This window comes from Variovorax sp. V93 (genome assembly GCF_041154485.1).
In the GTDB taxonomy this organism is placed as follows: domain Bacteria; phylum Pseudomonadota; class Gammaproteobacteria; order Burkholderiales; family Burkholderiaceae_C; genus Variovorax; species Variovorax beijingensis_A.
Map to the genome: position 1 here is coordinate 1,351,315 of NZ_AP028669.1, position 20,020 is coordinate 1,371,334.

Sequence of the window (20,020 nt, forward strand, 5' to 3'; positions counted from 1 at the left end):
GGCCCTCGTCGATCCATCAGTAGGTCAATTCGAGCACCGTCACGTGCTGCTGCGCCGCAGGCCAGGTCAGGCCGGTGATCCGCTCCGCGTTGAATTCACCGGTCACGGCGCGCTGCGGTTGCGCGGCGGCCAGGCGCAACCGCGAACTCGACACGCCGGAGCCCCTGGGCGGCACGCCGGGCGGCGGGCTCTGACCGTCGAAGCGCATGGTGTCGCGCTCTGCATCGAAGTAGCCGCGGGGCCGCGTGAAGACGACGACCGCCTGGGCGCTGCCATCGGCCGGCGCGAGGCGTTCGGGGCGCAGGTTCACGACGCGGCTGCTGCGCGGAAACGGGCTGCGGTAGATGTGCGTGATGCCGTAGCCGGGTGCGCTGAGCACGAACTCGTAGGCCGTGTCGCCGCGCGCATTGAACGGACCCCAGCGGCCATCGGCGCCGATGCTCTTGCTGTGCACCGCATCGCCGCGCCGTGCGCCCGTGGCCGGATCGATGGCATACACGGTGACCTGCCCGCCATTGAGCGAAAGGTTCTCCGCGCCCACTGCACGGCCGTCGAGCACGACGCTCGCCTCGGGTGCCACCGCCGTGCTGCGCGGCGCTTCGCCGGTCAGGAACTGCCAGGTCGCCGCGAACGCGGGGGGCGAGAACGAGGTTTCCCGGTGGTCCACGCGCGGCAGCACCACGTTGGTCGCGCCCTTGAGCGCGGGGCCGTCGAAGCCGATGTTCGTCGGCTGGCCCGGCACGCCGATCCACACGCCGTCGGGCTGGGCGTACTTGTCGTTGTTGTCGGAGCGCAGCGTGAGCCACTTCACGCCCGGCGTGACTTCCTCGCCGTTCGACCCCTTCGGCGCATTGAGCTGCTGCATGAAGCCCGAGAGCCCCGAGAACTCGTTGTTCTCGCGGAAGCCCTTCACCGCCCAGATGCCGTGCGCCGGATTGCCGCCCAGCACCACGTGGCTCACGACGGCTGCGCCGCCGCCGTTCTGCACGTAGTTGCGGATCGTGTTGCCGCCGCGCGAATTACCGATCAGCACCACCTTGCCGGCGCCCGTGGCCTTCAGCACCTTGTCGACCTCGGCCTTCAGGAACACGGCCGAATCGGTGGTCGAGCTGCGGCCCGGCTGCGCCACGGCATCGTCGTCGCGCGCCAGCGGATAGGGCTGGTCGAGCGCGAAGAGCCGGTCGCGCGGCCAGCCGTTCGATTCGAAGCGCCAGATGGTGGTCAGCCACAGTGCGGCCGAATCGCCGTTGCCGTGCATGAAGACGATCGGGGGGCGTTCGGTGTACGAAGGCGAGGGAGCGGTGGCGCAGGCGGTCAGCATGGCGGTCGATGCGAGCCCGAGGGCCAGTAGGGTGCGGCGTGATGGCATGTGAGGTGTGTTCCTGGCAGGTTCCAGTAAGAACGCCCGCCGGCGCAAGGCGGGCGGGCGTTGGATGCTATGGGAAAAACAGCGTCAGGCGAAGACGCCGGCCGTGTCCTGCATGCGCGCCGACACTTCGCCCAGGTGGTGCAGCGTGTCGCCGAAGGTCATTTCGAGCTGCGTGAGCTTGCGGAAATAGTGGCTGCCGATGTATTCGTCGGTCACGCCGATGCCGCCATGCAGCTGCACCGAATTCGCGGCGACAAAACGCATCGACACGCCGAGCTGGTACTTGGCGCGCGCCAGTGCCTGGCGCCGCTCCTCGGCCGGCGCATTGAGCTTGAGCGTTGCGTAGTAGCTCATCGAGCGCGCGAGCTCGAGCTGCATCTTCATGTCGGCCACGCGGTGGCGCAGCGCCTGGAAGGTGGAGATGGCCACGCCGAACTGCTTGCGCTGGTTCATGTAGTCGACGGTGAGGGCCGCGGTCTTGTCCATCACACCCACTGCTTCGGCGCAGGTGGCGGCAATGCCGACGTCGACTGCATATTCGAGCGCGGCCAGGCCGTCGGCCGTGACCAGCGTGGCGTCTGCCTTGTCGAACACCACCTCGGCCGCGCGGCTGCCGTCCTGCGTGCCGTAGCCGCGGGCCTCGACGCCGCTCGCGCTGCGTTCGACCAGGAAGAGGGCGATCTTGCCGTCGGCCTTGGCCGGCACCAGGTAGGCATCGGCTTCGTCGCCCACGGGCACCACGCTCTTGGCGCCCGTCAGCGACCAGCCGTCGCCGGCCTTCACGGCCTTGGCGTCGCACAGGTCGAGCCGGTAGCGCGACTTGCGTTCCTGGTAGGCCAGCACCACGATGGCCTGGCCGCCGGCAATGCGCGGCAGCCAGTTGTCCTTGGTGTCGGCACTGGCGTAGCCGCTGAGCACGGCGCCGGCGATCAGCGTCTGCGCAAAGGGCTCCAGCACGATGCCGCGGCCCAGCTCTTCCATCACCACCATGCCGGCCACCGGGCCCATGCCCAGGCCGCCGTCGTCCTCGGCGATGTAGAGGCCGCCCAGGCCGAGTTCGGCCAGTTCGTCCCAGGCCTCGCGCGAGAAGCCGCCGTGGGCCTCGATGCCGCGGCGGCGTTCGAAGTCGTAGCCCTTGTCGACCCACTTGCGAACGGCGTCGCGCAGTTGTTCCTGGTCGTCGGTGAAATTGAAATCCATGTTCTTGTCTCCTCAGCCCAGCACCGTCTGAGCGACGATGTTGCGTTGCACTTCGTTCGAGCCGCCGTAGATGGTGGTCTTGCGCATGTTGAAGAAGGTCGATGCGAGCGGCGCAAGGGCCGGGTTGCCGCCCGGGAAGTTGCCCTGCCAGCCGGCTTCCATCGCTTCGCGGATGAGCGGCAGCGAATAGGCACCGCCCGCCAGCATCATCAGTTCGCTGTAGCGCTGCTGGATCTCGCTGCCGCGGATCTTGAGCAGGCCCGCGACGTCGAGCGAGTTCTTGCCCGAGGTGGCGGCCGAGAGCACGCGCAGCACCATCATCTCGAGCGCGACGATGTCGACCTCGAGCTTGGCGATCTCGTCGCGGAAACGCTGGTCTTCATAGACGCCTTCGCTCTTCGCGATGCGCTTCAGGCGCTCGAGCTCGCGCTTGGCGCGGTTCACGTCGGCGATGTTGGTGCGCTCGTGCGAGAGCAGGTGCTTGGCGTAGGTCCAGCCCTTGTTCTCCTCGCCGATCAGGTTCTCGGCCGGCACCTCGACGTTGTCGAAGAACACCTCGTTCACTTCATGGCTGCCGTCCAGCAGCTTGATCGGCCGCACCGTGACGCCGGGCGACTTCATGTCGAGCAGCAAAAAGCTGATGCCGGTCTGCGGCTTGCCCTCGTTGCTGGTGCGCACGAGGTTGAACATCCAGTCGCCGTACTGGCCGAGCGTGGTCCAGGTCTTCTGGCCGTTGACGATGTACTTGTCGCCCTTGCGTTCGGCACGGGTCTTGACCGAGGCGAGGTCGGAACCCGAGCCCGGTTCGCTGTAGCCCTGGCTCCACCAGACCTCGCCGCTCGCGATGCCGGGCAGGAAGCGCTTCTGCTGCTCGGCATTGCCGAAGGCCATGATCACCGGGGCGACCATCACCGGGCCGAAGGGGATGATGCGCGGCGCGCCGGCCAGCGCGGTTTCTTCCTCGAACAGGTGGCGCTGGATGGCGGTCCAGCCCGGGCCGCCGAATTCCTTCGGCCAGCCGTAGCCGAGCCAGCCCTTCTTGCCGAGGATCCTGGCCCAGCCCTGCAGATCGTCGCGCGTCAGTTCGAGCGCGTTGTGCACCTTGTGCGAAATCTCTTGGGGAAGGTTTTCCCTGACCCAGGCGCGAATTTCTTCGCGGAACTTCTGTTCTTCGGGCGTGAAGCTCAAATCCATGCGTGCCTCGCTGTGTTGATCGTGCCGCCGCAAACGGCGCGGCGTGTCTCCGGAGCTTCGAGTTTTAGCACGGTCGTGCTGTGAATCGGTGTCCGCGCGGCGACAACGCGGGCGGAGCACAGATAATCCCGGCCTCCCATGAAGAACATCGTGATCCTGATTTCCGGCGGCGGCTCCAACATGGCGGCCATCGTGCGCGCCGCCGAGCGCGACCGCTGGTCCGAGCGCTTCGGCGCCCGCATTGCCGCGGTCGTCAGCAACAAGGCCGAAGCGGGCGGGCTCGCGCTCGCCAGAACGCACGGCATCGCAACCGCTGTGGTCCCGCACAAGGAGTTCGCGACGCGCGAGGCCTTCGACGAGGCGCTGGCGAAGGCGGTCGACGCGCATTCGCCGGCGCTGGTGGTGCTGGCGGGCTTCATGCGCATCCTGACGCCGGGCTTCGTCGGGCGCTACGCCGGCCGGCTGGTCAACATCCATCCTTCCTTGCTGCCGGCCTTTCCGGGGCTGAACACGCACCAGCGGGCGATCGACGCGGGCTGCAAGGTGGCCGGCGTCACGGTGCACCAGGTCACGACGGAACTCGACCATGGCCCGATCCTGGACCAGGCGGTGGTGCCGGTGCTGCCGGATGACACGGCCGCCACGCTGGCCGGCCGGGTGCTCGCGCAAGAGCATCAGTTGTATCCACGCGCCATTGCTGCGTGGCTTGCAGATACATCAAGTCACACGTCTTAAATTTGTTTATATTCGCGGGTTTTCGGGAGCATGAATTGAAAACCCAATCGCTACTGTCCGCGGTCGCCGGCGCCATCCTGCTGTCGGCCTGCGCCGCGCCAGCCCCTGCACCAACCCCTGCATCCGCATCCGCTGCACCACCCGAGCCGGTGTTCCAGTGCAATGCGGACGGCGCGCGTTTCGCCGTCGGCCAGCCGCTGTCGCCCCAGCTCGAGGCCGCCGCCCGCGTGCGCGCCGGCGCGGGCACGGTGCGCGCGCTGAAGCCCGGGGAGGCGGTGACGATGGAACTCAACGGCGGGCGCCTGAACCTCGATGTGGACGCACGCGGCCGCGTGACGGACGTTCGCTGCGGCTGAGGCGCGTCGGGGCCGGTGCCGTCGGCTATGTAGCGTTGCGGACCGGCGCGAAGCGCCGCCGGATGACGCCATCGATCTCCACGGTGCCCTCGAACATCGCAGCTGGCCGGACCCACAGCCCCTTCGCGCCATAGAGCGCGCGGTACAGCGTCATCGGTTCCAGCGTTTCGCTGTGGCGCACGGTGCCCAGTACCTCGTATTCGCCGCCCTTGTAGTGCCGGTAGCGGCCGGGTGGCGTCTCGATCAGGGGTGGCAGGTCGTTGTCGTCGTTCACGGTCTAGCGTGCCTTTCAAACGGTAGGGTCGGAGGGAGGAGAGTCGGATGGATCGCGCTGATTTTGTTCACCTCGTCAGGCTGAGCGAGCATGCCAGCGCGGACCACAGCGCGCGCTACCGGCGCGGCGTCGCGGCCTTTGCCGCCCTCGGCTATCTCTGGGTGCTGGCCTGCCTTGCGCTTTCCGTCGGCATCATCGCCTGGGCCGCGCTGGCTGCGGGACGCGGGCGTTTCAGCTTCACGCGCGGCTGGCTGCTGCTGTTCGCCCTGGGCCTGCTCTGGGCCACGCTGCGCGCGCTCTGGGTCCGGTTCGACGAACCCGAAGGGCGCGAGCTTTCTCGTGCGGATGCGCCGGCGCTGTTCGAGGCGCTCGAGCGCATCCGCAAGAAGATCAAGGGGCCGCCGGTCCATCGCGTCTATCTCGACGACGAGTTCAATGCCAGCATCCGGCAGGTGCCGCGTTTCGGGCTCTTCGGCGGGGCGGTCAATTCCCTCAGCATCGGGCTGCCGCTGCTCATGATGCTGGACCGGCGGCGGCTGCTGTCGGTGCTCGCGCACGAGTATGGGCACCTGCGCGGCAACCACGGCAAGCTCAGCGCCTGGATCTACCGCACGCGCCTTTCGTGGCTGAAGCTGGACGCGAGCCTGCAGCGCGACGAAGGCGTGATGGCGCTGGTGTCGCAGGCGTTCTTCCGCTGGTACTTTCCGCGCTTCGCGGCCCGGACCTTCGCGCTCGCGCGGCAGGACGAATACGAAGCCGACCGCATCTCCGGCCGCCTGCTGGGCACGCCCGTGGCCGCGGCCGCCTTGACCGAAATAGCCATCAAGGCCAGCTGGTATGCCGATGAGTTCTGGGCCTCGCACTGGGCGCGCGCCGAACGGGAGCCGCAGCCGCCCGGACCCTTCGAGGCCCTGCAGAAGTGCGCTGCCACGCCGCCGGATGCGGAATTCGCGCGCCAGGCCCTGCGCGAAGCCATGCGGCGAGTGAGCGACCTGGACGACACCCATCCCGTGCTGCGCGACCGGCTCGAGGCGCTCGGCCAGAAGGCCGTGGTGCCGCCCTGGTCGGCCGAGCCGGCATTGGGCATGCTGGCCGACAGCGCCCGGTGGATCGCGCATTTCGACAACCAATGGCGCCGCGCCCATGCCGGCGACTGGAAGCAGCACCACGCGCATCGCTCGCGCCTCCGCGAGCGCGTCGACCTGCTTGCGGCGCGGGGAGAGCGCAACACGCCCGACGAGCTGGTGGAGTGGGCGGATGCCGAACGCCGGCTCGATCCGGCCGCCCCGGTGCGTGCCCGCTATGAGCGTGCACTCCAGATCGCGCCTGAGCACTCCGGCGCGCTGCGCGGACTGGCCCAGATGCTGCCTCTGCGCGACCGCGCGGCGCGCCTGGCCGTGCTCGAGCGCCTGTACGGCTCCAGCGCGACCAGCCGCTGGTGGGCCGCCAAAAGTGCCGTAGCCGCGCTCGAAGACCCCGATGCGGGCGCGCACGACGAGGAGGCGCTCAAGCTGTGGCGCGGCCGCCTCAAGGAGGCCGAGGAAGCCGAGGCCCGCGCCTGGGAAGAGATCACCGGAACGCCCTTCTTCAGCCAGATCGCCCGGCACGACCTGAACGACCATGAACTGGGCGAACTGCAGGCCGACCTCGCGCGCTGCCTGCCCATTTCGCGGGCCTGGCTGGTGCGCAAGATGCTGCGCGAATTCCCGTGGCGCCGGGCCTACGTCGTGTTCGTCGAACTGCCGGGGCTGGACGACGACGACCGCTGGCAGCTCTGCCGCCAGCTCGAACAGACGCTGAGCCTGCCGGGCGCCGCGCTGGTGCTCTGGGCCGGCCATTCGCCGACCCTGGCCGAAATCGAGCGGCAGGCTTTCGGGGCGATCTGGACGCGCACGGCGTAGCAGGCCGCCCCGGCTGAGACAATCGGGGCATGCACCCCAAAGCCCTGTTGGAGGCCACCGCCGATCTGGTCGGCCTTGTCCTGAAATTCGATCACCCGGCCGACCAGGTCGTTTCGCGCTTTTTCCGCGACCACCGCGAGTTCGGCCCGCGCGAGCGCGCCACGCTTGCCGAGACCGTCTACACCGTCTTGCGCAAGAAGCTGCTGTTCGACCATCTCTCGCCCTCGGGCAGCGGTTCGAAGGAGCGCCGCATGGCGATCCTGGGCTTTCATGGCCCGCGCGATTTTCTGAAGAGCGCTCTCAACGACACCGAAAAGCGCTGGCTCGACAACTGCGACGCAGTCAAGCCGGACGATCTGCTCGAACGCCATCGCCACAATCTGCCCGAATGGCTGGTGGGGCCGCTCAAGGCCCAGCTGGGCGACGGTTTCTGGGCCCTGGTCGAAAGCCTGCAGCAGCCCGCGCCGCTCGATCTTCGCGTCAATGCCCTGACCGACAAGCGCGCCGAAGTGAAGGCGGAGCTTGCGAAGGCTGCTATCAAATCGGAAGCAACGCCGTTCTCGCCCTGGGGCTTGCGCATCGACGGCAAGCCCGCGCTGACCAAGCTGGACGCCTTCGCCCGCGGTGCCGTCGAGGTGCAGGACGAGGGCTCCCAGTTGCTCGCGCTGCTGCTGGATGCCAAGCGAGGCGAGATGGTGGTCGATTTTTGCGCCGGCGCCGGCGGCAAGACGCTGGCCATCGGCGCGACCATGCGCAACACCGGCCGGCTCTACGCCTTCGACACCTCGGCCCACCGGCTCGACGCGCTCAAGCCGCGGCTCGCGCGCAGCAAGCTGTCGAACGTGCATCCGGCCGCCATTGCGCATGAGCGGGACGACCGCATCAAGCGCCTGGCCGGCAAGATCGACCGCGTGCTGGTGGACGCACCCTGCTCGGGCCTGGGCACGCTGCGCCGCAATCCGGACCTGAAATGGCGCCAGTCGCCCAAGTCGGTCGAGGAATTGACGGTCAAGCAGGCTGCCATCCTGCAAAGCGCGGCGCGCCTGCTGAAATCGGGCGGACGGCTGGTTTATGCCACCTGCAGCGTGCTGCCCGAGGAAAACGAGGCCATTGCCGAGGCTTTCAGCGCCGCCAACCCCGATTTCGTGCCCCAGGACGCCGCGGAACTGCTGCAGGGCCTCAAGGTGGAGGGTTTCGAGGCGCTCTGCGCAGGCGGAGCGAACGGCCACCGCTATCTGCGGCTGTGGCCGCACCGCCACGCCACGGACGGTTTCTTTGCAGCGGTGTGGAACCGCAAATAGGCACGGCACTCCAAATTAGGGTAAATCTGCGCCTTTAAGGAAGGGCAAAGGGCCTCATTCAAGCCCTGCCGCCTTAAAATCGCGGGTTAACTGAAAGGCTGCACCTTCGTGTGGCCATGGAGCACTTAATTCAATGTTGATTCCTGACTCTGCCGTTTTGAGCGCGGCCATCGACTGGCTCGGACACGGCTTGTGGGACCTCACATGGTGGCAAGTCGTGCTGTACACGCTCGTCACTACGCACATCACGATCGCTGCGGTCACGATCTTCCTGCACCGCACGCAGACGCACCGGGCCATGGATCTGGGCCCGATCCCCTCGCATTTCTTCCGCTTCTGGCTGTGGCTCGGCACCGGCATGGTGACCAAGGAATGGGTGGCCATCCACCGCAAGCACCACGCCAAGTGCGAAACCGAAGACGATCCGCACAGCCCCCAGGTCAAGGGCATCGACGAAGTCCTTTGGCGCGGCGCCGAGCTTTATCGCGCCGAGTCGAAGAACAAGGAAACGATGGAGCGCTACGGCCACGGCACGCCCGACGACTGGCTCGAACGCAACCTGTACACCCGCTACAGCTGGCAGGGCGTGGGCCTCATGCTGGTCATCAACCTTGCGCTGTTCGGCGTGCTCGGCCTCACGGTCTGGGCCGTCCAGATGCTGTGGATCCCGATCACCGCGGCCGGCATCATCAATGGCATCGGCCACTACTGGGGCTACCGCAACTTCGAGGCGCCGGACGCCAGCCGCAATGTCTCGCCCTGGGGCCTGATCATTGGCGGCGAAGAGTTGCACAACAACCACCACACGTACCCCACCTCGGCCAAGTTCTCGGTCAAGAAGTACGAATTCGACATCGGCTGGGTCTACATCCAGATGATGCAGAAGATCGGCTGGGCTAAGGTCAAGAAGGTGCCGCCGAAGATGCAGATGGGCGACATCCAGCCCGTGGCCAACGAGAAGACGCTCGAGGCTGTCATTGCCAACCGCTATGAAGTCATGGCCGGCTATGCCCGCGAGATGCGCCGTGTCACCAAGGCCGAACTGGCTGCGCTCAAGACCAAGGGCGGCGACATCTCGGTGCTCAAGGCGGCCAAGAACTGGCTGCATCGCGACGACGACAAGGTGCCGGCATCGGCCCGCTCGCACCTCGTGCAGGCGCGCGCTGCCCACCCGGTGATCGACAAGATGGTCACCATGCGCGAAGAGCTGCGCCAGCTCTGGCTCAACACTTCGCAGTCGCGCGAGCAGCTGGCGGCCGATCTGGCGGCCTGGTGCCATCGCGCGGAGGCCAGCGGCATCGCCGGCCTGCGCGAATTCTCGACCCGCCTGCGCGCTGCACGCGCCTGAGCGAGCAGGCAGCAAGCCCTCTTCGCCCGTCAAAAAGCCGACCTCGGGGTCGGCTTTTTTGTGCCTGCCGCATGTGGCATTCGACAGGCAACAAAAAACCCGCTGGGTGAGCAGCGGGTTTTTTGCTGGGGAAATCGGGCCGAATTACTTCAGCTTGATTTCCTTGTATTCGACGTGCTTGCGTGCCTTGGGGTCGAACTTCATGATCGACATCTTTTCAGGCATCGTCTTCTTGTTCTTGCTGGTCGTGTAGAAGTGGCCGGTACCCGCGGTGGATTCCAGCTTGATCTTTTCGCGTCCGCCTTTGCTCGTTGCCATGATTCAGCTCCTTAAGCTTGGCCGCGTGCACGCAGGTCTGCGAGCACGGCGTCGATGCCGTTCTTGTCGATCAGGCGCAGTGCGGCGCTCGAAACACGCAGGCGAACCCAGCGGTTTTCGGTCTCGACCCAGAAACGGCGGTATTGCAGGTTCGGCAGGAACCGGCGCTTGGTTTTGTTGTTGGCGTGGGAAACGTTGTTTCCGACCATCGGGCCTTTGCCCGTTACGTCGCATACGCGTGCCATGAGGACACTCTTTCTTGAACAGCTGGCACCGGTGCAATCGTGGCGGATTGCAGGTGTTTTGCAGCTTGACCTCGCCAGAAAACGGGTGGCGGTACCCCGGCTTTGCCCGGATGCTCGGCCCCTCGTGAAAGGGGCTATTTCGGCAAAGCCTCGGATTATAGCCCTTTTGGGGCCACCCGCCTAAAGCGTGCCGTCCTGCTCGAGGAAGCGCTGGGCGTCCAGCGCGGCCATGCAGCCGGTGCCGGCGCTCGTGATGGCCTGGCGGTACACGTTGTCCTGCACGTCGCCGGCGGCAAAGACGCCCGGAATGCTGGTCATCGTGGCAAAGCCCTGCAGGCCCGAGCGGGTCAGGATGTAGTTGTCCTTCATTTCCAGCTGGCCCTGGAAGATGTCGGTGTTGGGGTGATGGCCGATGGCGATGAAGCAGCCCTTGAGGTCGATCTGCTCGGTGGCGCCGCTCTGCGTGTTCTTGATCCGGATGCCCGTCACGCCTGTGTCGTCGCCCAACACCTGGTCGAGTTCGTTGTGCAGCTTCAGGACGATCTTGCCCTCGGCGACCTTTTCCATGAGCTTGTCGATCAGGATGGGCTCGGCGCGGAACTTGTCGCGGCGATGCACCAGCGTGACCTTGTTCGCGATGTTGGCCAGGTACAGGGCTTCCTCGACGGCGGTGTTGCCGCCGCCGATCACGCACACTTCCTGCTCGCGGTAGAAGAAGCCGTCGCAGGTGGCGCAGGCCGAGACGCCGCGGCCCATGAACTTCTGTTCCGAGTCGATCCCGAGGTACTTGGCGGAAGCGCCGGTGGCGATGATCAGCGAATCGCAGGTGTAGGTGCCGCTGTCGCCGGTGAGCGTGAACGGGCGCTTGCCGAGGTCGACCTTGTTGATGTGGTCGAAGACGATCTGCGTCTTGAAGCGCTCCGCGTGCTCGAGAAAACGCTGCATCAGCTCGGGGCCCTGCACGCCGTGCACGTCCGCGGGCCAGTTGTCGACCTCGGTGGTCGTCATCAACTGGCCGCCCTGGGCAATGCCCGTGATGAGCAGCGGCTGGAGGTTTGCGCGGGCTGCATAGACGGCGGCGGTGTAGCCGGCCGGGCCGGAGCCCAGAATCAAGACCTTGGCGTGTTGGGGAGCGGACATGAGTGGAAAACCTAGGATTTGCGCTGCTTCAGCGTGTACATTTTCAGGGTGGTAGCGATATATGTGGAGTATCACCGCTCGGTTCAACACCGGGTGCACGGTGTTTTCAATGCGCGCGATTGTAGTAATCCATCGGGCCCGACCATGGACGAGCTTGCGCACGCCGTATCAGGGATTGATAAATGTCGATGCTGTCCAATCTTGAGTTGCTGCGGCGCGTTCCGCTGTTTGCCTCGCTCACGTCCTCGCAGTCTGCAAGCATTGCGGATGCGATCATCAAGAAGCGCTTCAAGCGGGCCGAGGTCGTTGTCGAGCAGGGCAAGAAATCCGACGCGCTCTACATCATCCTGACCGGACGCGCGCGCGTGACGAGCGCCGACAACCGCGGGCGCGAGGTGATCCTTGCCACGCTGCATCCCGGCGACTACATCGGCGAGATGAGCCTGATCGACGACGAGCCCCATTCGGCCACGGTGCGCACGGAGATCCAATGCGACGTCCTCATGCTGGACCGGGACGCGTTCGCGCGCTGCCTGCCCGAGAACTCCTCGATGGCCTACAACATCATGCGCGGCCTGGTGCAGCGCCTGCGCCATGCCGACCGCAAGATCGAGTCGCTCGCGCTGATGGACGTCTATGGGCGCGTGGCGCGTTCGCTGCTCGAGTTCGCGATCGACGACGGGGCAGGCAACCTGAAGGTGCGCGACAAGATCTCGCGCCAGGATCTCGCGAAAATGGTGGGCGCCTCGCGCGAAATGGTGAGCCGCGTGATGAAGGATCTCGAGGAGCGCGGATTTGTCCAGACCCAGGACGACGGCTCCATGATCGTCAAGGACCGGCTCTTGTCCCTGGCTTGAGCCGCCGGGTCCGGCGCTTCAGGCGGCCGCACCCTTTTGTTGTAGTGTTCAGGCATCCAGCCGCCGTTTCGAAGGATTGGGTGCCGCGTTTTTCATGACCTATTCGCTCAATACACTTCAATCTTCTTCTGCCGCCGAGGGGCAACCGGTGCGCCTGCGCGCCATGCGCTTCGCCCACGAGATCACGCTGGTGGCGGGCTTTGCGGGGCTCCTGTTCTGGCTGCTGGCCATGCTGAGCTTCACGCCCTCCGATGCGGCGTGGTCGACCTCCGGCACCGGCGGCGAGATCAAGAACTGGGGTGGCCGCATCGGCGCCTGGCTGGCCGACGGCAGCTATTTTCTGGCGGGCTATTCGGTCTGGTGGTGCCTGGCGGCGGGCCTGCGGGCATGGCTTTCGTCGCTGGCCAACTGGCTGCGCGGCGGCGAGGCTGCGCCGGCCGAGCAGCCGGTGCGCGGGCGCTTCAACCGCAGCCGCCTGGCTTTCTGGTTCGGCCTGGTGCTGCTGCTGTGCGCGAGCGCGGTGCTCGAATGGTCGCGCCTGTACCGGCTCGAGTCCCACCTTCCGGGCTCGGGCGGCGGCGTGCTGGGCTACCTGGTGGGGCCCGCCAGCGTGCGCTGGTTGGGCTTTACCGGCTCGGCGCTGGTGGCCATCGCCGCCGGCGTGATCGGCTCGGCGCTGGTGTTCCGCTTCTCCTGGAGCCAGATCGCCGAACGCATCGGCGCGCGGGCCTACTCGCTGTTCGAGTCGCGCCGCGAAAAGCGCGAGATGGCGGCCGACATCGCCATGGGCAAGCAGGCCGCGCGCGAGCGCGCCGAGGCCGAAGACCTGCCGTTCTCGCGCGCAGCGGCCGGCGGTGAGCCGATGGATGCCGACGGCGACGAAGAACTGCGCATCGAGCCGCGCCCGAAGCGCCGCGCGGCGTCGCCGCCGGTGCAGATCGAGCCCGCCATGACCGAGGTGCCCCGCAGCGACCGCGTCGTCAAGGAGCGCCAGAAGCCGCTCTTCAAGGAACTGCCCGACAGCAAGCTGCCGCAGGTCGACCTGCTCGACGCCGCGCAGGCGCGCCAGGAAACGGTCTCGGCCGACACGCTCGAGATGACCTCGCGAATGATCGAGAAGAAGCTCAAGGACTTCGGCGTCGAGGTGCACGTCGTGCTGGCGTCGCCGGGCCCGGTGATCACGCGCTACGAGATCGAGCCGGCCACCGGCGTCAAGGGCTCGCAGATCGTCGGCCTGGCCAAGGACCTGGCGCGTTCGCTCTCGCTGGTGTCGATCCGCGTGGTGGAAACCATTCCGGGCAAGAACTACATGGCGCTCGAGCTGCCGAATGCCAAGCGCCAGTCGATCAAGCTCAGTGAAATCCTCGGCTCGCAGGTCTACAACGAAGGCAAGTCCTTCCTGACGATGGGCCTGGGCAAGGACATCATCGGCAACCCGGTGGTGGCCGACCTTGCGAAGATGCCGCACGTGTTGGTGGCCGGTACCACCGGTTCGGGCAAGTCGGTGGGCATCAACGCGATGATCCTCTCGCTGCTCTACAAGGCCGAGGCACGCGACGTCCGCCTGCTCATGATCGACCCGAAGATGCTCGAAATGTCGGTCTACGAAGGCATTCCGCACCTGCTGGCACCGGTGGTCACCGACATGCGGCAGGCCGCGCACGGCCTGAACTGGTGCGTGGCCGAGATGGAGCGCCGCTACAAGCTCATGAGCAAGCTGGGCGTGCGCAACCTGGCCGGCTACAACACCAAGATCGACGAAGCCAAGGCGCGCGAGGAGTTCATCTACAACCCCTTCAGCCTCACGCCCGACGATCCCGAGCCGCTCAAGCGCGAGCCGCATATCGTGGTGGTGATCGACGAGCTGGCCGACCTGATGATGGTGGTGGGCAAGAAGATCGAAGAGCTCATCGCCCGCCTCGCGCAGAAGGCGCGCGCGGCCGGCATCCACCTGATTCTTGCCACGCAGCGGCCCAGCGTCGACGTGATCACCGGCCTCATCAAGGCAAACATTCCCACGCGCATCGCATTCCAGGTGTCGAGCAAGATCGACAGCCGCACCATCCTCGACCAGATGGGCGCCGAGGCGCTGCTCGGCATGGGCGACATGCTCTACATGCCGAGCGGCACGGGCCTGCCGATCCGCGTGCACGGCGCGTTCGTGAGCGACGAGGAAGTGCATCGCGTGGTGGCCTACCTCAAGAGCCAGGGCGAGCCCGACTACATCGAAGGCGTGCTCGAAGGCGGCACGGTCGATGGCGACGGCGACATGCTGGGCGAGGGTGGCGACGCCGAGAAGGATCCGATGTACGACCAGGCGGTCGAGGTGGTGCTGAAGAACCGCAAGGCCAGCATCTCGCTGGTGCAGCGCCACTTGAAGATCGGCTACAACCGCGCGGCGCGGCTGGTGGAAGACATGGAGAAGGCTGGCCTGGTCAGCGCCATGAGCGGCAGCGGCCAGCGCGAGATCCTGGTGCCGGCGCGCGCCGAATAGCCGGCCCATGCCTGCGCACCTGGGCGTTACCCACTGACAGCCACTTTGCAAAAGCTGCAATAACGTTGCAAAACTTCATGAAGCCCCGCGCATGGCGCAACGCGCAGCGGGGTATGGTCGTGCCGACGCCATCGCTTTTCCGAGGAACCCCAATTGAAAATTCGCCATTGGCTGTTGATCGGCCTCCTGTGTTCCGCCAACGCCTGGGCCGGCGGCCTTGAAAGCCTCGAGGCCTTCGTGAAGACCGTCAAGTCGGGCCGTGCCGAGTTCACCCAGACCGTGACGGCGCCGCCGCGCGACGGGCAGGCCGGCCGCACCAAGACCTCCACCGGCACCTTCGAATTCCAGCGGCCCGGCAAGTTCAAGTTCGACTACCAGAAGCCCTTCGCCCAGAGCATCGTGGCCGACGGCAAGACGCTGTGGCTCTACGACGCCGACCTGAACCAGGTCACGCAGCGTGCCCAGTCGCAGGCGCTGGGCTCCACGCCCGCCGCATTGATTGCCGCGGCACCCGACCTGCGCGCGCTGCAGGCCGACTTCACGCTCGAAGCCGCGCCCGAGCGCGACGGCCTGCAGTGGGTCAAGGCCACGCCGAAGAACAAGGACGGCCAGCTGCAGAATGTGCAGGTCGGCTTCCAGGGCGATGCGCTGGCGGCGCTCGAAATTCTTGACAGCTTCGGGCAGCGCTCGGTGCTCAAGTTCAGCAAGGTCGAGGTGAATCCGGCGCTGCCTGCCAGCGTGTTCGAATTCAAGGCGCCCGCCGGCGCCGACGTCATCAAGCAATAGCAGCCATCGGGCGCACCGCAGGTTTGGCCACCAGTTCGCATCAACCCCTTGCCGAGCGCCTGCGTCCGAAGACGCTCGGCGAGGTCATCGGCCAGCAGCACCTGCTGGGGCCGGGCATGCCGCTGCGCATTGCCTTCGAATCGGGGCAGCCGCATTCCTGCATCCTCTGGGGACCGCCCGGCACCGGCAAGACGACCATCGCGCGGCTGATGGCCGATGCCTTCGATGCGCAGTTCCTCAGCATCAGCGCGGTGCTTGGCGGCGTCAAGGACATCCGCGATGCGGTCGAGCGCGCCACGGCCGCGCGCGACGGCCTGGAGCAGCAGCGCACGATCGTCTTCGTCGACGAGGTGCACCGGTTCAACAAGAGCCAGCAGGATGCGTTCCTGCCGCATGTGGAGTCGGGCCTGTTCACCTTCATCGGCGCCACCACCGAGAACCCCTCTTTCGAGGTCAACTCGGCCCTGCTTTCGCGTGCGGCCGTGTACGTGCTGCAGCCGCTCACCGAGGCCGACCTCAAGCAGATCGTGGCCAAGGCGCAGGCCATCCAGGCGGTGCCGGGCATCGAGGACACGGCCATCGACCGGCTCGTCGCCTATGCCGACGGCGATGCGCGGCGCCTGCTCAACACGCTCGAGACGCTGGCCGTGGCGGCCCGCGCCGAAAAGCTCGGCCACATCACCGACGAGTGGCTGCTGCGCGTGCTCGGCGAGCGCATGCGGCGCTACGACAAGGGCGGCGAGCAGTTCTACGACACCATCAGCGCGCTGCACAAGTCGGTGCGCGGCAGCGACCCCGACGCCTCGCTCTACTGGTTCGTGCGCATGCTCGACGGCGGCGCCGATCCGCGCTACATGGCGCGCCGGCTGGTGCGCATGGCCAGCGAGGACATCGGACTGGCCGATCCGCGCGCGCTGCGGCTCGCGCTCGACGCCGCCGAGGTGTACGAACGCCTGGGCACGCCCGAGGGCGAACTCGCGCTGGCCGAGTGCGTGGTCTACCTGGCGATGGCGCCCAAGTCGAACGCCGTCTACACCGCCTACAACGCCGTGCGCGCGCTCATCAAGAAGGACAGCACGCGTCCCGTGCCGATGCACCTGCGCAACGCGCCCACCAAGCTCATGAAGGACCTCGACTACGGCAAGGGGTACCGGTACGCGCATGACGAGGAGGGCGGCTTTGCCGCGGGCGAGCGCTACCTGCCCGATGGCCTGGAGGGCCAGGTCTTCTACCAGCCCGTCGAGCGCGGGCTCGAAATCCGCATCGCGGAAAAACTGCGCGAACTGCGCCGCCTGAACGGCCAGCGCGAGGAGTGATACGCCTTTTCACCATGCGCGTACGCCATGCATGACTTCACTCGCATACAGCATGGCATGAGCGGGTAAACCCCGGGCAAGGCGCACCAAATCGGCGCTGGTGGGTGCTTACAATCCCGCCCACAAATCAGCCAGCGGCACATGTTGGCTGGTTTTTTGCTTATCAAGCCAAGGTGCCAAACCGGTGCCAAGGTGGGTGAACAGCACCCCGCAACGGTGCAACAAATAGGGAACGCGTTATGGAAATATTGCTGCAGCAGATCATCAACGGTCTGGTCCTGGGCAGCATGTATGCCTTGATAGCCTTGGGCTACACCATGGTGTACGGCATCATCAATCTGATCAACTTTGCGCACGGTGAAGTGCTGATGGTGGGGGCGCTCACGAGCTGGACCATCATCGGGCTCATGAAGGAGTCGATGCCCGGCACGCCTGGCTGGCTGGTCCTCATCATCGCGCTGGTCATTGCCTGCATCGTTGCGGCCACGCTCAACTTCGTCATCGAGAAGGTCGCCTACCGGCCGCTTCGCAACAGCCCCAAGCTCGCGCCGCTCATCACGGCCATCGGCATGTCGATCCTGCTGCAGACGCTGGCCATGATCATCTGGAAGCCCACCAACAAGGCCTATCCCAACCTGCTGTCGACCACGCCCATCGAGGTGGGCGGCGCGGTGATCTCGCCCACGCAGGTCATGATCCTGAGCGTCACGGCGTTCTCGCTGGTGGTGCTGATGTGGTTGGTCAACTACACCAAGCTCGGCCGCGCGATGCGCGCCACCGCCGAGAACCCGCGCGTCGCGGCGCTGATGGGCATCCGGCCCGACATGGTCATTTCGGCCACCTTCATCATCGGTGCCGTGCTCGCGGCCATCGCGGGCGTCATGTACGCCTCCAACTACGGCATCGCGCAGCACGCGATGGGCTTCCTGCCCGGACTCAAGGCCTTCACCGCGGCGGTGTTCGGCGGCATCGGCAACCTGGCCGGCGCGGTGGTCGGCGGCATCCTGCTCGGGCTGATCGAGGCCATCGGGTCCGGCTACATCGGCGCCCTCACGGGTGGCGTGCTGGGCAGCAACTACAGCGACATCTTCGCGTTCATCGTGTTGATCGTCATGCTCACGCTGCGGCCCTCGGGCCTGCTCGGCGAGCGTGTGGCGGATCGGGCCTGAGGAGCAGCACGCCATGAAAAACAGCAAGAACCTCGCGCTCTACATCCTGGGCGTCGTCGCGGTGCTCGCACTGCCGATCTTCCTGCAGAGCCAGGGCAACGCCTGGGTGCGCATCGCCGACATCGCATTGCTCTACGTGATGCTCTCGCTCGGCCTGAACATCGTCGTGGGCTACGCCGGCCTGCTCGACCTGGGCTATGTGGCCTTCTTTGCGATCGGGGCCTACCTGTTCGCGCTGATGGGCTCGTCGCACCTGTCGGAAACCTTTCCGTGGTTCAAGGCCATGTTCCCGAACGGGCTGCACACCTCGCTGCTCATCGTGATACCGCTGGCGCTCGTGGTGGCCGGCATGCTGGGCGTGCTGCTCGGTGCGCCCACGCTCAAGCTGCGCGGCGACTACCTGGCCATCGTGACGCTGGGCTTCGGTGAAATCATCCGGGTGTTCCTGAACAACCTCGACCAGCCGATCAACATCACCAACGGGCCGAAGGGCATCACAGCCATCGACTCCATCAAGTTCTGGGGGCTCGACCTCGGCAAGGCGTGGAAGTTCGACGGCTTCACGATCTCGTCGGTCACGCTCTACTACTACCTGTTCCTTGCGCTGGTGGTGGCCACCATCATCATTTCGCACCGCCTGCAGATGTCGCGCATCGGGCGCGCCTGGATGGCCATCCGCGAAGACGAGATCGCCGCCAAGGCCATGGGCATCAACACCCGCAACATGAAGCTGCTGGCCTTCGGCATGGGCGCCAGTTTTGGCGGCGTGTCGGGCGCCATGTTCGCGGCCTTCCAGGGCTTCGTCTCGCCCGAATCGTTCAGCCTCATGGAGTCGGTGATGATCGTCGCCATGGTGGTGCTGGGTGGCATCGGGCACCTGCCGGGCGTGATTCTCGGCGCCGTGCTGCTGGCCGCCTTGCCCGAGGTGCTGCGCTACGTGGCCGGCCCGCTGCAGGCCATGACCGACGGCCGCCTCGACGCGTCCATCCTGCGCCAGCTCTTCATCGCGCTGGCCATGATCGTGATCATGCTGGTGCGTCCGCGCGGTCTCTGGCCTTCGCCCGAGCATGGCAAGACCTTGCAGCGCAAGGGCGTGGCTTCCGATGCGCCGGTGGCGCCGGGTTCGCTGCAGACCCACGCGCCGGGCATCGAGACGCCCGCCGACGAACTGCCGGGTGCGGCCTCGCGTCCCATGTCGATCAATCCGTGAGCCGAAGGAAGCCATCCACATGACGACAGACACCATCCTCGACGTTCGCGGAATCTCCAAGCGCTTCGGCGGCCTGCAGGCCCTTTCCGACGTCGGCATCACCATCAAGCGCGGCCAGGTCTATGGCCTGATCGGTCCCAACGGCGCCGGCAAGACCACCTTCTTCAACGTGATCACCGGGCTCTACACGCCCGACAGCGGCAGCTTTGAGCTGGCCGGCAAGCCCTACCAACCGACGGCCGTGCATGAAGTGGCCAAGGCCGGCATTGCGCGCACCTTCCAGAACATCCGCCTGTTCTCCGAGATGACCGCGCTCGAGAACGTCATGGTGGGGCGGCACATCCGCACCCATTCGGGCGTGTTCGGCGCCATGCTGCGCACGCGTTCGTTCAAGGCCGAGGAAAAGGCCATTGCCGACCGCGCGCAGGAACTGCTCGACTATGTGGGCATCGGCAAGTTCGCCGACTACAAGGCGCGTACGCTGTCCTACGGCGACCAGCGCCGGCTCGAGATTGCGCGCGCGCTGGCCACCGACCCGCAGCTCATCGCGCTCGACGAGCCCGCCGCCGGCATGAACTCGACCGAGAAGGTGCTGCTGCGCGAACTGATCGACCGCATCCGCAAGGACGACCGGACCATCCTCATCATCGAACACGACGTCAAGCTCATCATGGGCCTGTGCGACCGCGTCACCGTGCTCGACTACGGCAAGCAGATCGCCGAAGGCACGCCCTACGACGTGCAGAAGAACGAGAAGGTGATCGAGGCCTACCTCGGCACCGGAGGACACTGAAATGGCGACGACGA

General features: G+C 66.3%; 19 protein-coding genes. 12 read left to right on the forward strand and 7 right to left on the reverse strand.

What is annotated here, in order from left to right:
- Nucleotides 1-16: 16 nt before the first annotated feature.
- The 3 genes from ACAM54_RS06145 to ACAM54_RS06155 all read right to left on the reverse strand — a co-directional run bounded on the left by ACAM54_RS06145 (nt 17) and on the right by ACAM54_RS06155 (nt 3,763).
- The gene (locus tag ACAM54_RS06145; RefSeq protein ID WP_369650131.1) at nt 17-1,369 is read right to left on the reverse strand and encodes an alpha/beta fold hydrolase; all 1,353 of its coding nucleotides are present in this window, start codon (nt 1,367-1,369) and stop codon (nt 17-19) included.
- Nucleotides 1,370-1,453: 84 nt separating this feature from the next.
- Nucleotides 1,454-2,569 (reverse strand): acyl-CoA dehydrogenase family protein, encoded by a 1,116-nt coding sequence (locus ACAM54_RS06150; RefSeq protein WP_369650132.1) that lies wholly within the window; start codon nt 2,567-2,569, stop codon nt 1,454-1,456.
- Between the two features lie 12 nt (nt 2,570-2,581).
- Complete coding sequence (locus ACAM54_RS06155; RefSeq protein ID WP_145741236.1) at nt 2,582-3,763, reverse strand: acyl-CoA dehydrogenase family protein; 1,182 nt, start codon at nt 3,761-3,763, stop codon at nt 2,582-2,584.
- Nucleotides 3,764-3,901: 138 nt separating this feature from the next.
- On the opposite strand from ACAM54_RS06155, the gene purN reads away from it, so the two are divergent.
- Both purN and ACAM54_RS06165 read left to right on the forward strand, forming a co-directional pair.
- Complete coding sequence (gene purN / locus ACAM54_RS06160) at nt 3,902-4,498, forward strand: phosphoribosylglycinamide formyltransferase (RefSeq protein WP_369650133.1); 597 nt, start codon at nt 3,902-3,904, stop codon at nt 4,496-4,498.
- A 35-nt stretch (nt 4,499-4,533) separates the two neighbouring features.
- On the forward strand, nt 4,534-4,854 hold the full coding sequence (locus tag ACAM54_RS06165; protein ID WP_145741239.1) for an I78 family peptidase inhibitor: 321 nt from the start codon (nt 4,534-4,536) through the stop codon (nt 4,852-4,854).
- Between the two features lie 25 nt (nt 4,855-4,879).
- On the opposite strand, the gene ACAM54_RS06170 is transcribed toward ACAM54_RS06165, so the two are convergent.
- Nucleotides 4,880-5,128 carry a DUF1653 domain-containing protein gene (locus ACAM54_RS06170; RefSeq protein WP_369650134.1) on the reverse strand — a complete coding sequence of 83 codons (249 nt, stop codon included), beginning with the start codon at nt 5,126-5,128 and terminating at the stop codon, nt 4,880-4,882.
- Nucleotides 5,129-5,175: 47 nt separating this feature from the next.
- On the opposite strand from ACAM54_RS06170, the gene ACAM54_RS06175 reads away from it, so the two are divergent.
- The 3 genes from ACAM54_RS06175 to ACAM54_RS06185 all read left to right on the forward strand — a co-directional run bounded on the left by ACAM54_RS06175 (nt 5,176) and on the right by ACAM54_RS06185 (nt 9,678).
- Entirely contained in the window at nt 5,176-7,029 is a 1,854-nt protein-coding gene (locus ACAM54_RS06175) for a M48 family metalloprotease (protein WP_369650135.1), read from the forward strand.
- A gap of 29 nt (nt 7,030-7,058) precedes the next feature.
- On the forward strand, nt 7,059-8,330 hold the full coding sequence (locus tag ACAM54_RS06180; RefSeq protein ID WP_369650136.1) for an RsmB/NOP family class I SAM-dependent RNA methyltransferase: 1,272 nt from the start codon (nt 7,059-7,061) through the stop codon (nt 8,328-8,330).
- Between the two features lie 133 nt (nt 8,331-8,463).
- Nucleotides 8,464-9,678, forward strand: a complete 1,215-nt coding sequence (locus ACAM54_RS06185) for a fatty acid desaturase (protein ID WP_369650137.1) — start codon at nt 8,464-8,466, stop codon at nt 9,676-9,678.
- 144 nt (nt 9,679-9,822) lie between these two features.
- On the opposite strand, the gene rpmG is transcribed toward ACAM54_RS06185, so the two are convergent.
- The 3 genes from rpmG to trxB all read right to left on the reverse strand — a co-directional run bounded on the left by rpmG (nt 9,823) and on the right by trxB (nt 11,381).
- The gene (gene rpmG / locus ACAM54_RS06190) at nt 9,823-9,996 is read right to left on the reverse strand and encodes a 50S ribosomal protein L33 (protein WP_007830291.1); all 174 of its coding nucleotides are present in this window, start codon (nt 9,994-9,996) and stop codon (nt 9,823-9,825) included.
- A gap of 11 nt (nt 9,997-10,007) precedes the next feature.
- Nucleotides 10,008-10,241 (reverse strand): 50S ribosomal protein L28, encoded by a 234-nt coding sequence (gene rpmB, locus ACAM54_RS06195; RefSeq protein WP_007830293.1) that lies wholly within the window; start codon nt 10,239-10,241, stop codon nt 10,008-10,010.
- A 180-nt stretch (nt 10,242-10,421) separates the two neighbouring features.
- Nucleotides 10,422-11,381 carry a thioredoxin-disulfide reductase gene (gene trxB / locus ACAM54_RS06200; RefSeq protein ID WP_012746430.1) on the reverse strand — a complete coding sequence of 320 codons (960 nt, stop codon included), beginning with the start codon at nt 11,379-11,381 and terminating at the stop codon, nt 10,422-10,424.
- A gap of 182 nt (nt 11,382-11,563) precedes the next feature.
- Here trxB and ACAM54_RS06205 point away from each other — a divergent pair, with 182 nt between their 5' ends.
- The 7 genes from ACAM54_RS06205 (at nt 11,564) to ACAM54_RS06235 (ending at nt 20,006) form a co-directional block, all read left to right on the forward strand.
- Nucleotides 11,564-12,238 (forward strand): Crp/Fnr family transcriptional regulator, encoded by a 675-nt coding sequence (locus ACAM54_RS06205; RefSeq protein ID WP_018903175.1) that lies wholly within the window; start codon nt 11,564-11,566, stop codon nt 12,236-12,238.
- Between the two features lie 94 nt (nt 12,239-12,332).
- Complete coding sequence (locus ACAM54_RS06210) at nt 12,333-14,732, forward strand: DNA translocase FtsK (protein WP_369650138.1); 2,400 nt, start codon at nt 12,333-12,335, stop codon at nt 14,730-14,732.
- Nucleotides 14,733-14,885: 153 nt separating this feature from the next.
- Complete coding sequence (lolA, locus tag ACAM54_RS06215) at nt 14,886-15,518, forward strand: outer membrane lipoprotein chaperone LolA (protein ID WP_145741250.1); 633 nt, start codon at nt 14,886-14,888, stop codon at nt 15,516-15,518.
- A gap of 23 nt (nt 15,519-15,541) precedes the next feature.
- Nucleotides 15,542-16,834: a replication-associated recombination protein A gene (locus ACAM54_RS06220; protein WP_145741252.1), complete on the forward strand. Its 1,293-nt coding sequence runs from the start codon at nt 15,542-15,544 to the stop codon at nt 16,832-16,834.
- A gap of 239 nt (nt 16,835-17,073) precedes the next feature.
- On the forward strand, nt 17,074-18,003 hold the full coding sequence (locus ACAM54_RS06225) for a branched-chain amino acid ABC transporter permease (protein ID WP_307698565.1): 930 nt from the start codon (nt 17,074-17,076) through the stop codon (nt 18,001-18,003).
- A 13-nt stretch (nt 18,004-18,016) separates the two neighbouring features.
- Nucleotides 18,017-19,213: an ABC transporter ATP-binding protein gene (locus tag ACAM54_RS06230; protein WP_145741256.1), complete on the forward strand. Its 1,197-nt coding sequence runs from the start codon at nt 18,017-18,019 to the stop codon at nt 19,211-19,213.
- 19 nt (nt 19,214-19,232) lie between these two features.
- Nucleotides 19,233-20,006, forward strand: a complete 774-nt coding sequence (locus ACAM54_RS06235; RefSeq protein WP_124957304.1) for an ABC transporter ATP-binding protein — start codon at nt 19,233-19,235, stop codon at nt 20,004-20,006.
- Nucleotides 20,007-20,020 lie beyond the last annotated feature (14 nt).